The sequence below is a fragment of the Pseudomonas baltica genome (assembly GCF_014235765.1).
Classification (GTDB): Bacteria; Pseudomonadota; Gammaproteobacteria; order Pseudomonadales; family Pseudomonadaceae; genus Aquipseudomonas; species Aquipseudomonas baltica.
On record NZ_JACMYH010000002.1, the window covers coordinates 245289 to 259766 of the forward strand.

The following is a 14478-nucleotide window of genomic DNA, read 5'->3' on the forward strand; positions in this document are numbered from 1 at the left end:
GAGCAGAACTTGTGATCAACACGAAAAGATTGAGTTTGTCTCATGTTGCCCGGGTTGTCGACAATGGCGCCATCATTTACAAGGAGCTGCACCCATGGCACTGGCCCACACCCTCGGCTTTCCTCGCATCGGCGCCGACCGCGAACTGAAGAAGGCGCTCGAAGCGTATTGGAAAGGCGACATCGACCAGGCTGGGCTGCGCCTTGCAGGGCGCGAGCTGCGTGCCCGTCACTGGCAGCTGCAGGCGCAGGCCGGTGTCGAGTTGCTGCCGGTGGGCGACTTTGCCTGGTATGACCAGATGCTCGCCCATTCGCTGGCCTTCGGCGCGGTGCCCAGTCGATTCGCCAAGGCCCTGGGCAGCGACGGCCGGCCCACGCTCGATACCCTGTTCGCCATGGCCCGCGGTGCCCACACCTGCTGCAACGGCGAAGCAGGCCAGGCGCAGCACGCACTGGAGCTGACCAAGTGGTTCGATACCAACTATCACTACCTGGTGCCCGAGTTCAGCGCCGACCAGCGCTTCCTGCTCAGCTGGGAGCAATTGTTCGAGGAAGTCGACGAGGCCATCGCCCTGGGGCACAAGGTCAAGCCGGTGCTGATCGGGCCGCTCACCTACCTGTGGCTGGGCAAGACCAAGGGGCAGCCCTTCGACAAGCTCGATCTGCTCGAACGACTGCTGCCGGTGTACGGTGAAATCCTCTCGCGCCTGGCCAGGCAGGGCGTCGAGTGGGTGCAGATCGACGAACCGATCTTGTGTCTGGACCTGCCCCAGGAATGGAAGAACGCGTTCGAGCGCGCTTATCACATCCTTCAGTATTCGCCGCTTAAGAAGCTGCTGGCGACCTACTTTGGCGGCCTCGACGATAACCTTGGCCTGGCGGTGGGCCTGCCGGTGGACGGCCTGCACGTCGACCTGGTGCGTGCACCCGAACAGCTGCCTGCCGTGCTCGACCGTCTGCCGACCTACAAGGTGCTGTCGCTCGGAGTGGTCAACGGTCGCAACGTCTGGCGCTGCGATCTGGCGCAGGCACTGGTATCGCTGCACCAGGCCCGCGAACGCTTCGGTGCCAACCTGTGGGTCGCAAGCTCGTGCTCGTTGCTGCACAGCCCGGTCGATGTGCGCCGCGAGGACCGGCTCGATGCCGAACTCAAGGGCTGGCTGGCCTTCGCCGTGCAGAAGTGCGAGGAGATCGCCGTACTTGGCCAGGCGCTGAACACGCCCGATGCTGCGCAGGTACGCCAGGCCCTGGCACAGAGCCAGGCGGTTCAGGCCAGCCGGCTGCAGTCGCCGCGCATTCACAAGCCTGCCGTGCAAGCGCGTCTGGCTGCGGTCACGGCCGCCGACTGTCGGCGGCCGTCGGCCTTCGCCGCGCGCATCGAAGTACAGCGCGCGCATTTGCGCCTGCCGGCGTTTCCCACCACCACTATCGGTTCCTTCCCGCAAACCGCGTCGATTCGTCTGGCCCGCCAGGCCTACAAGGCCGGCAAGCTCTCGGCCAACGACTACACCGATGCCATGCATTGCGAGATTCGTCATGCGATCCAGGTCCAGGAGCGCCTGGGCCTGGATGTGCTGGTGCACGGCGAGGCCGAGCGCAACGACATGGTGGAATACTTCGCCGAGCAACTGGACGGCTATCTGCTGACGCGGTTCGGCTGGGTGCAGAGCTATGGCTCGCGCTGCGTCAAGCCTGCGGTCATCTACGGCGACATCAGCCGCGACCACGCCATGACCGTGGACTGGATCACTTACGCCCAGCGGCAGACGGCCAAGTGGGTCAAGGGCATGCTGACCGGTCCGGTGACCTTGCTGGCATGGTCGTTCGCCCGCGAAGACCTGCCCCGGGAAGTCCAGGCGCGGCAGTTGGCCCTCGCGGTTCGCGACGAAGTGCAGGACCTGGAGCGCGCGGGGGTACGCATCATCCAGATCGACGAAGCGGCATTTCGCGAGGGCCTGCCGCTGCGCCGAGCGCAGTGGCCTGTCTATCTGGAGTGGGCCGTGCAGGCGTTCCGCCTGTGCTCCAGTGGCGTGGCCGATGCCACGCAGATTCATACGCACATGTGCTACAGCGAGTTCAACGACGTGATCCAGGCCATCGCGGCCATGGATGCCGATGTGATTACCATCGAGACATCGCGCTCGGACATGGAGCTGCTGGAGGCGTTCGAGGCCTTCGACTATCCCAACGACATGGGTCCGGGGGTCTACGACATCCATTCACCGCACGTGCCTGACACCGAGCAGATGCTGCGCCTGTTGACCCGGGCCGCGGCGCGGATCCCGGCCGAACGGCTGTGGGTCAACCCTGATTGCGGGTTGAAGACCCGTGCCTGGCCCGAAACCGAAGCGGCGCTGATCAACATGGTGGCGGCGGCGCGCCAGGCCCGTCAGCGGCTGGCCTGAGATCGGACGGAAGACCGTATGGCGGAGTTCATCAAACGGTCACAGAACTGTGGCAGCGCGCTGCATGAAAAGTCATCAGACTTGCGCCTCAATGGGGTTCTGCGTTCTGGTGTAAGTCATGCGTCTATTGGTGTTCCTGGCCGCGCTGCTGTGCGGGCAGTGGGTTTTTGCAGCTGCGCGCTGCGATGTCGATGTTCCGCTTCAACACGCTCCGCTGGCTCAGGTCAGCCTGGCCTATCAAAGTATCGGACGTGCGCAGGACCCTGCGCTGTTGCTGGTAATGGGGCTGGGTGGACAGTTGATCGATTGGCCCGACGAGGTGGTCAGCGCCCTCTGTGAGCAGGGCTTTCGAGTGATTCGCTTCGATAATCGCGATGTCGGCCTGTCCACCTGGTCACAGGCGCCGCCGTCGGCCAACCTCACATTCGAGGTGCTGCGCTACAAGCTGGGCTTGGCGGTGTCGGCCCCGTACAGCCTGACCGACATGGCCGACGACGCACTGGGGCTGATGGACGCCCTGCAGGTGCAGCGTTTTCACGTGCTGGGCGCCAGCATGGGTGGAATGATCGCTCAGCGTCTGGCCGATCGTGCGCCGCAGCGGGTGCAGAGCCTGACCTTGATCATGTCCAGCTCGGGTGCGCCGGGCCTGCCCGAGCCGCGCCCGGCGTTGCTGCAATTGCTGGCCAAGCGCAGCGCGCCGAACCGTGAACTGGCACTGGAGCAGCAGGCCGATTTGCTCGCGGCGCTGGGCAGCCCGCAGGTCGCCGACGACCGCGCCGAATTGCTGCATCAGGCACAGCTGTCATACGATCGGGCGTTCAATCCGCAAGGGGTGCAGCGGCAGATCCTGGCGATTCTTGCCGAGCCCAGCCGCGTGGCGCTGCTCAATCGCCTGCGGGTGCCGACACTGGTGGTGCACGGCACGGCCGATCCGTTGTTGCCGGTGATGCACGGGGTGCATCTGGCGGCGCATATCCAAGGCAGTCAGTTACGGCTCATACCGGGGTTGGCGCATCGTTTCCAGGAAGCCTTCAAGGCGCCGCTGCTGGGTGCGGTGCTGCCTTACCTGGCGCAGCAGCGCCAGCGCGAGGGGGTGTTGGCGGGGTTGTAGCTGACTGGGTGTCGGGGAGGGCCTTTTCACGGGCAGAGCCCGCTCCCACAGGGGCTCCGTTTAGCCCAAACGCTTGTGGGACAGTGCAGCGCCCGCGAAGAGGCCCGCAAGCCAATCACCTATCTCAGTTCAGCCCGTATTTCTTGACCTTGTCGAACAGAGTGGTCTTGGCCATGCCCAGCTCCAGGCTGGCCTGGCTCAGATTGCCTGCCGTGCGCTGCAGGGCCTCGGTCAGCAGGTTGCGCTCGAACGCTTCCACCGCTTCGGAAAAGCCCAGGCTGACCACGGTGGCTGCACCGTTTTTCTTGAAGGCCGGCAAACCCAGTGCGTAGCGCTCGGCCACGTTGCGTAGCTCGCGGACGTTGCCGGGCCAGTCATGGCTCATCAGGCGCGACAAGGTTGGTGCATCGAGCTCGGGCGGCTCACGGTCGAAGCGCAGCGCGGCCATCTGCAGGAAATGCTCGAACAGCTCGAGAATGTCTTCACGGCGCTCGCGCAGCGGCGGCAGTTCCAGGGTCACCACGTTGAGGCGGTAATACAGGTCGCTGCGGAACTGGTTCTGTCGGCTCAACGCGTCCAGGTCGGCCTTGGTGGCGGCGATCAGGCGACAGTCGACGGCAATGCTCTGGTTCGACCCCAGGCGTTCCAGTGTGCGCTCCTGCAGTACCCGCAGCAGCTTGATCTGCAGCGGTATCGGCATGCTTTCCACTTCGTCGAGAAACAGCGTGCCCTGGTCGGCATGCTCGATCTTGCCGATGCGGCGCTTGCCGGCGCCGGTGAAGGCATTGGCCTCATGGCCGAAGATCTCGCTTTCGAACAGCTGTTCCGGCAGGCCGCCGCAATTGAGCGCCACGAATGGCTGTGGCTGGCGCCGGCTGAAATCGTGCAGGCAGCGGGCGACCAGTTCCTTGCCGGTCCCGGTTTCACCCTCGATCAACACGTTGGCCGAGGTGTCGGCGACGTTGGCGATCAGCTCGCGCAGGTTGTGCATGGCGGGCGAGCGGCCAATGATGCGGCCTTCCAGCGAACTGCGTTCGGCCAATTGCCGGCGCAGCGAACTGACCTCGCGCGCCAGCCCGCGTCGCTCCAGCGCGCGGCGCACCACGTCCACCAGGCGCTCGGGCGAGAAGGGCTTCTCCATGAAGTCATAGGCGCCGCTGCGCATGGCCCCCACGGCCATGGAAATGTCGCCGTGGCCGGTGATCAGCACCACGGGCAGGCTGGGGTCACGCGCCTTCAGCTGGCTCAGCAGTTCCAGGCCGTCCATGCCGGGCAGGCGGATATCGCTGACCACGATGCCGGCAAAGTCGTCGCCGATGCAGGCCAGCGCGGCCTCGGCGCTGGCCACGCCCTGGCTGGGAATGTCTTCCAGCGCCAGGGCCTGCTGGCAGCCGAGCAGTACGTGGGGGTCGTCTTCGACGATCAGGACGGTCAAGGCGTTCATGGCGACTCGCTGGGCGACGCTGCCGCAAGCGGCAGGCTGAGAATGAAAGTGGTGCCACCGTCGGCGGGGTGCTCGACGGCCAGGTTGCCACCGGCGGCCGCCGCCAGGCTGGCCGACAGGGTCAGCCCCAGCCCCAGCCCGTGCTCGCCGGGCTTGGTGGTGAAAAAGGGCTCGAACAGATGCTTGCGTGTCTCGACGTCGATGCCGTGGCCGTTGTCGCGCACCTGCACGGCGTAGCGCTCACCCTCCATGCGGCCGTCCAGCCAGAGCGTGGGCTGCGGCTGGCCGGCAGTGGCATCCAGGGCGTTGCCGATCAGGTTGACCAGAATCTGTTCCAGACGGGTCTGGTCGATCGCCAGCTGCATTTCGCTGCAGTTGCGCTGCACGTTCAGGCCACTGGCCTCGATGCGACTGGCGAGCACCTGCAGCGCACCGTCCAGCGCCTTGCCCAGGCTGGCCTGGCCCTTGTCGTCGCCGCGGCGGGCGAAGGAGCGCAGGCTGGCGGTGATGCGCCCCATGCGGTCGATCAGTTCATTCATGGTGCTCAGGTTGGTGCTGGCCGTGTCCAGCGCACCGCGTTCCAGAAAGCGCACGGTATTGCCCGACAGGGTGCGCAAGGCTGCCAGCGGTTGATTGAGTTCGTGGGCGATACTGGTGGACATCTGGCCGATGGCGGCCAGCTTGCCTGCCTGCACCAGCTCGTCCTGGGCCTTGCGCAGGGTTTCCTCGGCCTGGCGGCGTTCGCGAATCTGGCCCTTGAGGCGTTCGTTGCTGGCGCGCAGGTCCTGGGTACGTTCGGCGATGCGCCGCTCCAGATGGCTGTTGGCCTGTTCCAGCGCTTCACGGGCGGCAAGGCGGGTGGCCAGCACCTTGCGTCGCTCGTTCCAGGCAATCAGCAAGAACGCTAGCAGGGCAAAGGCCACGGCCACGAGCACGCCCTGCACGATGGCCTCGTGCCGCAGGTCCTGCATGGAGGTCAGCAGGGTGAAGCGCCAGGGCGTGTCGGCCAGGCGCCGCGACTGCGACAGGTAGGTGACGTCGATGTCCTTGCCTGGCTTGTCGGTGTGGGTGGTGAAGGTGAGCAACTCCACCCCGTCGGCTAGGCGCTGGCGAGCGAGCGGTTCGAGCTCGTTGAGCGGCCACCAGTAATACTGCAGGCTGCGCGCCAGGCGTTCCTTGATTTCCGGAGTCAACGGACGCACCGACTTCAGGCGCCGCGCCGGATCGCTGGAAAGAATGATGATGCCGTTCTCGTCGCTGACGAAGGCCTCCAGGCGAGCCTTCTGCCAGCGCTCTTCCAGTGCTTCCAGGCGCACCTTGATCACGGCCACGCCGATCAGCTTGCCGTGCTCCTCCAGGCCGTGGGCGAGGAAGTAGCCGGGCTCGCCGGTGGTGCTGCCGATGCCGTAGAAACGCCCGGGCTGGCCGCGAATGGCGGCCTGGAAATAACCGCGGAATGACAGGTCCTCACCGAGAAAACTGTCGGCATCGCGCCAGTTGCTGGTGGCCTGCACACGGCCGGTGGTGTCGAGCACGTAGATGGCGCGGCTGCGGCTGCGCCGATTGAGGCCTTCGAGGTAATCGTTGACCGCCTGGCGGTGCTCGCCGTCCGGCTCGTTGAGCAGGGTCGAGACACTGTCCTCGAGTTCCAGCAGGCTGGGCAGGTAGGTGTACTTGGTGATTTCGCTTTCGACGGCGCGCGCGTGCAGTTCAAGCTGCCGTTCGCCGTTTTCGCTCAGGGCGCGAATGCTGTTGTGCTCGCTGACCAGAAAACCCACGTAGCCCAGGCCCAGCGTCAACAGCAGGATCAGCGGCGGCAGGAACAATTGGCGAATCAGGCGGGGCTTCACGATCAGGTCAGGCTTTGTGGCGGGCAGGCATTTCATCACAGTCGCCTTCAAGCAGCCAGCGTCCTGCGCCCGGCAGAGCGGGCGCAGGACGGCCGGTCATCAGTGCTGCAAGATCTTGGCGAGGAACTGCTGGGCGCGATCGGACCGCGCGCTGACATCGCCGAAGAATTCTTCCTTGGGGCAGTCTTCGACGATCTGTCCCTGGTCCATGAAGATCACCCGGTTGGCCACCTTGCGGGCAAAACCCATTTCGTGGGTCACGCACATCATGGTCATGCCTTCGTGGGCCAGCTGCACCATCACGTCGAGCACTTCGTTGACCATTTCCGGGTCGAGCGCCGAAGTCGGTTCGTCGAACAGCATGACTACCGGATCCATGGCCAGGGCGCGGGCAATCGCCACGCGCTGCTGCTGGCCGCCGGACAGCTGGCCGGGGTGCTTGTGGGCGTGGGCGGAGAGGCCGACCCGTTCGAGCAGCTGCAGGCCCTTCTTGGTGGCTTCTTCCTTGCTGCGGCCCAGCACCTTGATCTGCGCGATGGTCAGGTTTTCGGTGATGGTCAGGTGCGGAAACAGCTCGAAGTGCTGGAACACCATGCCCACGCGCGAACGCAGCTTGGGCAGGTTGGTCTTGGGATCGGCGATGGACGTGCCGTCGACCACGATGTCGCCTTTCTGGAAAGGCTCCAGCGCATTCACGCACTTGATCAGGGTCGACTTGCCCGAACCCGAAGGCCCGCACACCACGACCACTTCACCTTTCTTGACGTCGGTGCTGCAATCGGTGAGCACCTGGAAGTCGCCATACCACTTGTTGATATTCTTGATGGAGATCATACGGCTAACCTTTTTTGCAGACGCTTGACCAGAAGGGAGGCGCTGAAGCTGATGAGGAAATACACCACGCCGGCGAAGATCAGGAATTCATTGGCCCGGCCAATGATGTCGCCGCTGGCGCGCGCCGAGTTGAGAAAGTCCACCAGGCCCACGGTGTAGACCAGCGACGTGTCCTGGAACAGGATGATGCTCTGCTGCAGCAGCAGCGGGGTCATCTTGCGGAACGCCTGGGGCAGGATGATCAGGCGCATGGTCTGACCGTAGTTCATGCCCAGCGCTTGCGCGGCACCCATCTGGCCCTTGGAGATGGACTGCACGCCGGCGCGCACGATTTCACAGAAGTACGCGGCCTCGAACATCATGAACGCCACGAGGCACGAGGTGAAGGCACCGACCGGGGTGTCTTCGCCGGTGATCCAGCGCAGCACGAAAGGCACCGCCAGGTAGAACCAGGTGATGACCAGCAGCAACGGAATGGAGCGGAAGTAGTTGACGTAGGCACCGGCGAAGCGCGACAGCAGCTTGTTCGATGACAGGCGCATCAAGGCCAGTACCGTGCCCAGGGCAATGCCGCCGATGACGCCCAGCACCATCAGCTGCAAGGTCATGACCATGCCGTTCCACATGCCCGGCAGCGCCGGAATGATTCCACTGAAGTCCATCATTTACCTCCCAGGGAGATCAACCCAGGCACGGCGAGTCTGCGCTCGAACACGCGCATCAACAGCATCAGGCTCATGTTCAGGGTGAAGTAGATCAGCGTGGCCAGGGTGAAGGCCTCGAACAGGTTGGCCGAGAACTCCGCGGTCTGCTTGGTTTGCGCCAGCAATTCCATCAGACCGATCAACGATGCCACCGACGAGTTCTTGAACACGTTGAGGAATTCGGAGGTAAGCGGTGGAATGATGATGCGGTAGGCCTGCGGCAGCAGCACGTTCCAGTAGATCTGCGGCAGGCGGAAGCCCATTGCCCTGGCGGCCGATTCCTGACCGTGGGGCAGCGCCTGAATACCGGTACGCACCTGCTCGCAGACACGCGCCGCGGTGAACAGGCCCAGGCACACCACTACGCTGAGGAATGCCGAGGTGGTCGGGTTGAGGTCCTGCTTGTACCACTCCTGCATGCCTTCGGGCAGCAGGTCGGGGACCAGGAAATACCAGATGAACAGCTGCACCAGCAACGGCACGTTGCGGAACAGTTCGACGTAGCAGGTCGCGATGCCCGAGACCCAGCGGCTCGGTACGGTGCGCATGACACCCAGCACCGAGCCCAGCAGCAGGGCGATGATCCAGGCGACCACGGCAATGGCGATGGTCCAGCCCAGGCCGGAGATGTACCAATCCAGGTAGATCTCGCTGCCGACGCCAGTGGACTTGAAGAAGACACTCCAGTCCCAGTTGTAATTCATGGGGAATACCCCTCGGAAATTGATTCACGGGCACAGGCCTTCACTCGAGCGCCGGGCGGCGCTCGAGTGAAGGCAGGGTGGTGCTTACGACTTCTTGTCGGGAGCCGGCTTGTCGTTGGGGTTGGCGATCAGCGCCTTGAGCTCGTCGCTCATGGGGAAGCCCAGGTTCAGGCCCTTTGGCGGGATCGGCTGGCTGAACCACTTGTCGTAGATGCCGTTGATGTCGCCGGAAGCGAAGGTGGCCTTGATCGCGTCGTCGACCGCTTTCTTGAACGGCTCGTCACCCTTGCGCACCATGCAGCCGTAGATCTCATAGGACTGCGGCGTGCCGGTGACTTCCCAGTCGGTGGGCTTCTTGGCCTTGGCCATTTCGCCGGCGAGCAGGGCGTCGTCCATCATGAAGGCGACGGCGCGGCCCGATTCGAGCATCTGGAAGGACTCGCCATGGTCTTTTGCCGAGACGATGTTCATGCCCATCTGCTTGTCGGCGTTCATGGACTTGAGAATGCGCTCGGAGGTGGTGCCGGCGGTGGTGACGACGTTCTTGCCTTTCAGGTCGTCAAAATCCTTGTAGGAGGAATCTTTCTTGCTCAGCAGACGGGTGCCGATCTCGAAAATGCCTACGGAGAAATCGACCTGCTGGGCGCGTTCGGCGTTGTTGGTGGTGGAACCGCATTCCAGGTCGATGGTGCCGTTCTGGACCAGTGGGATACGGGTCTGCGAGGTGACCAGGTTGTACTTGACCTTCAGGTCGGGCATGTCGAGGTCCTTTTTCAGGGCCTCGACTACCTTGAGCTGGATGTCGTGCGAGTAGCCGACCGGCTTGCCGGACGCATCGGCGATGTACGAGAAGGGGATGGATGCGTCGCGGTGACCGAGGGTGATGGTGCCCGAATCCTTGATTTTCTTCAGAGTGCCGGTGAGTTCGGCAGCCAATGCTGGAGTACTGATCAGCGCGGCGGCAATGGCGGCGCTCAGGAGTTTTGGAACGATACGCATCAATGAATCCTCGACTTTGTTTTTTTTATCGAGCCCGCAGGCCCTCGGGGTACGGCGAAATCCGGCGGCTGGGTAGTTACCGGCTTCGTTGAAGAGTGTAGAGCATGAGTCGTGCCAAAGGCGGAGATGTGGCTCGCAGGCAAGCCGGCTGGGGAGGTTGGGCATGTAGCAGGGGGTGAGGAGCGAAAGCTTCGTTCGGAAATCCGAATATCGGCAGGTGCAAAAGACGGGTTTCCGAGTGGCTGAAACATTCGCGGGCGGCGAGCCCTCTACCCGCGAAGAGGCCTTCGGATCACTCCCCCAAAACTCAAAACCGTGGCTTCACGGCCTTCCAGTCCGGCTTGTACTTGGCCATCTGCCGCACGTCGTCGCGAGAACGAATCCCGCAGCGCAGAAACTGCTCATGCAGCATGCCCAGCTGGTCGCGATCCAGTTCCAGCCCCAGGCCTGGTGTCTTGTTGATCTTCACGCACCCGTCGACGATGGGCAGCTTGCCGCCCTTGATCACTTCTTCATCCGGCTCCTGCCACGGATAGTGCGTGTCACAGGCGTAATCCAGGTTCGGCACCGACGCCGCCACATGGGCCATGGCCATCAAGCTGATGCCCAGGTGAGAGTTCGAGTGCATGGACACGCCCAGGCCCCAGGTGTGACACATGCTCGCCAACACTTGGGTATCGCGCAAGCCACCCCAGTAGTGATGGTCGGCAAGCACGATCTGCACACTGTTGCGCTCGACGCTGCGGCGAAACTCGGCGAAGTCGGTCACCACCATGTTGGTCGCCAGGGGCAGCCCGGTACGCTTGTGCAACTCGGCCATGTCGTCCAGCCCGGGGCAGGGGTCCTCATAGTATTGCAGGCTGTCGCCAAGCAGCTCGGCCATGCGGATCGAGGTCTCCAGTGACCAGTTGCCGTTGGGGTCGATGCGCAGCGGGTGGTCGGGGAAGGCTTTCTTCAGGGCCAGAATGCACGCCACTTCGCGCTCGGGTTCAAGGGTGCCGGCCTTGAGCTTGATGCTCTTGAAACCATACTGCTCGATCATGCGCCTGGCCTGGGCGACGATCTGCTCCTCGTTCAAGGCCTCGCCCCAATTGTCCGCAGGGTAGGGCGAGTCGACGTGCTCGGCGTACTTGAAAAACAGGTAGGCACTGAATGGCACTTCGTCACGCACCGCGCCACCGAGCAGATCCACCAGCGGGCGGTTCAGCGAACGCGCCTGCAGGTCGAGCAACGCCACCTCGAATGCCGAATAGGCGTTGGTCACCGCCTTGCTGGCATGGGAGCCCGGTGCCAACTCGGCGCCGCTCACGCTGGCCGGCTTGTGCCGGGCCACCGTGCTGGCGACGATCTGGCGCAGACCGTTGAGGTTGAACGGGTCCAGGCCCGGCAGTTGGTCCTTGATGGCCATCTGAATGGCCAGCGCCGGTGCGTCGCCGTAGCTTTCGCCCAGCCCCACATAGCCATTGTCGCTCTCCACCTCGATGATCGAGCGCAAGGCATAAGGTTCGTGGATGCCGCTGGCATTGAGCAGCGGCGGGTCGCGGAAAGCGATCGGGGTAACGGTTACGCGTTTGATCTTCACAGGCATTCTCCTCGGGATGCAGGCCCCGCCTGGCGGGGCGTTCCTTGTCAGTGCGCAGCGGCAGGTTGCAGCGGCTTGTCATCGGGCTTCTGCCCGCGGGGTCGGGTGCGGGCGAAAAACACCACGATCGCGGCCAGCACGGAGGTGGCGGCCAGGCCATACAGGCCGCCCTGGATCGACCCGGTCTTTTCTTCCAGAAAACCGAACACGGTCGGGGCGACGAAGCCGCCCAGGTTGCCTACCGAGTTGATCAGGGCCAGTACGGCAGCAGCGATGCGTGCGTCCAGATAGGCTTGCGGGATCGGCCAGAACAACGCCGAGGCGGCCTTGAAACCCACCGCGGCAAAACAGATGGCAACGAAGGCGAACACCGGGCCGCCGTAGGTCGACATGAACATGCCTGCGGCCGCGATCAGCAAGGTCGTCGCCACCCACGCCTGCTGATGCTTGAAACGTGCAGCCAGGGCGGCGAAGCCGTACATGGCGGCAATCGAAATGATCCAGGGAATGGAGTTGAACAGGCCCACTTCGAAGTCGGACACGTTACCCATCTTCTTGATCATGCTGGGCAGCCAGAACGTGGCGCCGTAGATGGTCAGGGCCACCGAAAAGAAGATGAAGCAGAACACCAGGATCTGCGTGTCGGCGAGCAACTTGAAGATCGAGGGCTTGACCACGTGCTCGGCTTCACGGGCACGTTGCTCGTCGCCAATGACGCGGCTCAGGGTCGTCTGCTCGGTGGCGGTGAGCCACTTGGCTTCGTGGATGTGCGACTGCAACCAGTAGTAGACGAACCCGCACAGCGCCACCGAAGCGCCGCCCTCGATCAGAAACATCCACTGCCAGCCATGCAGGCCCAGCCCGGTCACGCTCAACAGGGCGCCGGTGATGGGTCCGGAGATGATCGAGGCGATGGCCGAACCACTGAGGAAGATCGCCATGGCCTTGCCGCGCTCGCTGGCCGGCAGCCATTGGGTGAAGTAGTAGAGCACGCCGGGATAGAAGCCCGCTTCGGTGACGCCGAGCAGAAAGCGCATGACGTAGAAGCTGGTTTCGCCCTGGACGAAGGCCATGCCCATGGCCACCAGGCCCCAGGTGAACATGATCCGCGTAAGCCAGGCGCGGGCACCGAAGCGTTGCAGGAGCATGTTGGAGGGCACTTCGAACAGTGCGTAGCCAACGAAGAACAGACCTGCACCCAGGCCATAGGCGGCGGCACCGATACCCAGATCGGTTTCCATGTGGGTGCGGACGAAACCGATGTTCACCCGGTCAATGTAATTGACGATGAACATTACGACGAACAGTGGCAGCACATGCCGCTTGACCTTGGCCACCGCGCTGGCGAGCACGCTGGGGTCGATGGCACCGGATTGAACGTTCAAGGGCGACTCCGATGGTTATTTTTTTTGGAGGGCTCGATCATGAACTTGGGGTATTGTTTCAGTCCAATTCAAGTTGGCACTTGATTGATACCGAGGTTGAATCAATGTTCGAACTCAGCCAGCTCCGTTGCTTCACCACCGTGGCCACGGAACTCAATTTCCGCCGCGCCGCCGAACGCCTCAACATGACCCAGCCGCCCTTGAGTCGGCAGATCCAACTGCTGGAGCACCACCTGGGGGTGGAACTGTTTACGCGCAGCACCCGCAGCGTGGCGCTCACCGCAGCCGGGCGGGCGTTTTTCGTCGAGGCGCAAAACCTGCTGGAGCGAGCGCAGCAAGCGGCGGTGTCGGCCAGGCGTTTTGCCGAGGGCGATATCGGCTCGGTGAATATCGCCTTCGTCGGCAGCGCAGTGTACGAATTCCTGCCCAAGGTCATCGCCGAGGCGCGGCTCAAGCAGCCGCAAGTGAAGATCGACCTGTCGGAAATGAACACCTATCAGCAACACGAAGCCTTGCGTGCCCGGCGTATCGATCTGGGCATCGCGCGCGCACCGTTGCTCGACAGCGGCTACCTGACCGAATGCCTGGTGCGTGAGCCGTTCGTCCTGGCAACCCCGGCCGGGCATCCGCTGGCCGACGCCGGCGTGGTGCGCGTGCAGGATCTGGATGGCCAGCCGTTCCTGATGTACTCGCACTCGGCCTATCCGCCGTTCAACGAGCTGCTCACCGGAATGCTGCGTTCGGCTCAGGTGACCCCGCAATACGTGCAGTGGCTGGGTTCGTCGCTGACCATTCTGGCGCTGGTCAATGCCGGCATGGGCGTTGCGCTGGTGCCACGATGCGCCACCAGCGTCGTGTTCAAGAACGTGGTGTTTCGCGATATCGATCTGGGCGAGGGCGTGCAGAGCGAGCTGCATCTCATCTGGCGCGAGAACAACGACAATCCGGCGTTCGCCATGCTGCTCGAGGCCATCAGGGGTGCGGCGCGTAATGGATGGGGCGGCGATATTCACTGATCATAAATTGATCAAGGTCGGCAAAGCCTTGCGGTACGTGGCCTGCGGCCTGTTCTCCCAAGCTTATCCACAGGCAGGTGCACGCCGAATGTGCATAAACCCTTGAAACAGCTCGTTTTTTGAGCAGTCTGTGAAGACGCTTATGGGCCGTGGCCTGCAGGGCATTGCACCCAGGTTATGCACAGGCTCATGCATGTTTTCAGGGGATAAGCTTCGGCCTGCCGACAGAGCGTTCCAAATGCAGGCGCACTCGGGACTTTGCACATCTGTCAGCGGTTGCGGGCGTCCTTCGCATCCATTTCGGCGTTGCGTTCGTGCACTTTCTTGAGCTGCTCATCGGTCAATGGCAGCTTCTGGGCACTTTGCTTGAGCACCATCAAGCCACCAACGATCGAGCCGATGGCCACCAACAATATCAACCAGGCATACCAGGGCATGGGACACT

12 protein-coding genes are annotated in these 14478 nt (G+C 63.3%); 3 read left to right on the top strand and 9 right to left on the bottom strand.

Annotation, left to right across the window (positions count from 1 at the left end):
* The first annotated feature begins 94 nt into the window (after positions 1–94).
* Positions 95–2404: a 5-methyltetrahydropteroyltriglutamate--homocysteine S-methyltransferase gene (gene metE, locus H7993_RS10555; RefSeq protein ID WP_185794337.1), complete on the top strand. Its 2310-nt coding sequence runs from the start codon at positions 95–97 to the stop codon at positions 2402–2404.
* A gap of 118 nt (positions 2405–2522) precedes the next feature.
* Positions 2523–3515 carry an alpha/beta fold hydrolase gene (locus H7993_RS10560; RefSeq protein ID WP_122476350.1) on the top strand — a complete coding sequence of 331 codons (993 nt, stop codon included), beginning with the start codon at positions 2523–2525 and terminating at the stop codon, positions 3513–3515.
* A 124-nt stretch (positions 3516–3639) separates the two neighbouring features.
* Here the strand turns inward: H7993_RS10560 and aauR are convergent, their stop codons facing one another.
* The 8 genes from aauR to H7993_RS10600 all read right to left on the bottom strand — a co-directional run bounded on the left by aauR (position 3640) and on the right by H7993_RS10600 (position 12984).
* Positions 3640–4959 (bottom strand): two-component response regulator AauR, encoded by a 1320-nt coding sequence (gene aauR / locus H7993_RS10565; protein ID WP_122476348.1) that lies wholly within the window; start codon positions 4957–4959, stop codon positions 3640–3642.
* Positions 4956–6845, bottom strand: coding sequence for a two-component sensor histidine kinase AauS (aauS, locus tag H7993_RS10570; protein ID WP_185794338.1), 1890 nt, complete (start codon positions 6843–6845; stop codon positions 4956–4958). The genes aauR and aauS overlap by 4 nt, the downstream gene beginning before the upstream one ends.
* Before the next feature lie 63 nt (positions 6846–6908).
* Positions 6909–7643: an amino acid ABC transporter ATP-binding protein gene (locus H7993_RS10575; RefSeq protein ID WP_122476344.1), complete on the bottom strand. Its 735-nt coding sequence runs from the start codon at positions 7641–7643 to the stop codon at positions 6909–6911.
* Positions 7640–8308 carry an amino acid ABC transporter permease gene (locus H7993_RS10580; protein WP_163007425.1) on the bottom strand — a complete coding sequence of 223 codons (669 nt, stop codon included), beginning with the start codon at positions 8306–8308 and terminating at the stop codon, positions 7640–7642. The genes H7993_RS10575 and H7993_RS10580 overlap by 4 nt, the downstream gene beginning before the upstream one ends.
* Positions 8305–9051, bottom strand: a complete 747-nt coding sequence (locus H7993_RS10585; protein ID WP_122476340.1) for an amino acid ABC transporter permease — start codon at positions 9049–9051, stop codon at positions 8305–8307. The genes H7993_RS10580 and H7993_RS10585 overlap by 4 nt, the downstream gene beginning before the upstream one ends.
* An 84-nt stretch (positions 9052–9135) precedes the next feature.
* Positions 9136–10050, bottom strand: coding sequence for a glutamate/aspartate ABC transporter substrate-binding protein (locus H7993_RS10590; protein WP_122476338.1), 915 nt, complete (start codon positions 10048–10050; stop codon positions 9136–9138).
* Between the two features lie 307 nt (positions 10051–10357).
* The gene (locus H7993_RS10595; protein ID WP_185794339.1) at positions 10358–11632 is read right to left on the bottom strand and encodes an enolase C-terminal domain-like protein; all 1275 of its coding nucleotides are present in this window, start codon (positions 11630–11632) and stop codon (positions 10358–10360) included.
* Between the two features lie 47 nt (positions 11633–11679).
* Positions 11680–12984, bottom strand: coding sequence for an MFS transporter (locus H7993_RS10600; RefSeq protein WP_185794560.1), 1305 nt, complete (start codon positions 12982–12984; stop codon positions 11680–11682).
* 137 nt (positions 12985–13121) lie between these two features.
* Between H7993_RS10600 and H7993_RS10605 the strand changes: the two genes are divergently transcribed.
* Positions 13122–14033: a LysR family transcriptional regulator gene (locus H7993_RS10605; RefSeq protein WP_185794340.1), complete on the top strand. Its 912-nt coding sequence runs from the start codon at positions 13122–13124 to the stop codon at positions 14031–14033.
* A 269-nt stretch (positions 14034–14302) separates the two neighbouring features.
* On the opposite strand, the gene H7993_RS10610 is transcribed toward H7993_RS10605, so the two are convergent.
* The gene (locus H7993_RS10610; protein WP_084139696.1) at positions 14303–14470 is read right to left on the bottom strand and encodes a DUF2897 family protein; all 168 of its coding nucleotides are present in this window, start codon (positions 14468–14470) and stop codon (positions 14303–14305) included.
* Positions 14471–14478: the final 8 nt, after the last annotated feature.